A 1,018-nucleotide genomic window follows, 5' to 3' on the forward strand; every position below is an offset into this window, starting at 1 on the left:
GCAAACAACAAAACATATAAATCATAGCTGTTAATAGGTCATTAGAAAGTTTTTAACTATTTTTAGAGAATACAAAAATAACAAAACTTAGAACTGGATTGAAGCTACGATTCATATCCAGATCGTTAGCAAACATTTGATGAACAACCTCAAAACCATTTACATACTATTATTTTTTTGTCTAATCTCTTGCAAAAAGTCATCGGAATTAAAGACTGAAAACGTCACTCTGAATAAAACGGAAATTGACACTTCTAAACGTTATCAAAGAATTAATATTCCTTTTTATAATAATGGTGAATTAGTTGGAGAAAATGAAGCATATGTTTCAAAAAAACGGGATACTTTCTGGAATACTTGGCTATTTTATAAAAAAGGAGTGATAGATAGTTCTAAAAGTAAATTTTTTGATTTTAATATTATTGGAAATAAAAAAGACTCAATTCTGAAAGGAAAGATCAGTCTCTACTCGCCTGCTGATAGTATTCCTAAATCAAAAATTAGTTCTAGAGAAATAACATTGGTTTTTCTACAAAAAGAAAATGATTCTATCATTGTTAAAGAAATTAAATCAAATAAAAGTACTATTGAATTCGACTATAAAAATTTTGAAAATTATGGCTTTGAAGGTTTTGTAATGGACTTACGTTTTTTCAAACTAGACTCTACCTCTGATAAATTACTTCTGAATAGAAATTATTATGCGCTGGACACTAAGCTTTCAACTAACAATGTTTATGTCGAATTATTAGAATAAAAACGATTTGCTAACACAGTGTATAATTAATTGCTTGGGCAAGTGCTCATCTGGAATATTCCTTCGGAATATTCTCTAGTCCGTAATTGTTTATTAATTTAGTTGCTTAACCACGCAACTAACCATACACATCACGTTGTGTACAATTAAAAACAAAACCGAACGAATGGGAATATTTGATAAATTATTTAACAAAAAAAAGGAAGTTATTGACTTTCCACCCAAACCGAAATGGAAACCAAATCTACCGAATGATTTGAA

The 1,018-nt window shown here is 28.7% G+C and carries 1 protein-coding gene; it reads left to right on the forward strand.

Annotated elements, in window-relative coordinates; all coding sequences use genetic code 11:
• Positions 1–139: 139 nt before the first annotated feature.
• Entirely contained in the window at positions 140–757 is a 618-nt protein-coding gene (locus ES677_RS15140) for a hypothetical protein (RefSeq protein ID WP_148381731.1), read from the forward strand.
• The last annotated feature ends 261 nt before the right edge of the window (positions 758–1,018 follow it).

This window comes from Bizionia gelidisalsuginis (assembly GCF_008086185.1).
Lineage (GTDB): Bacteria > Bacteroidota > Bacteroidia > Flavobacteriales > Flavobacteriaceae > Bizionia > Bizionia saleffrena.

Coding starts and splice junctions, on each gene's coding strand:
- ES677_RS15140 (WP_148381731.1), top strand. CDS start 140: ATGAACAACCTCAAAACCATTTACATACTATTATTTTTTTGTCTAATC.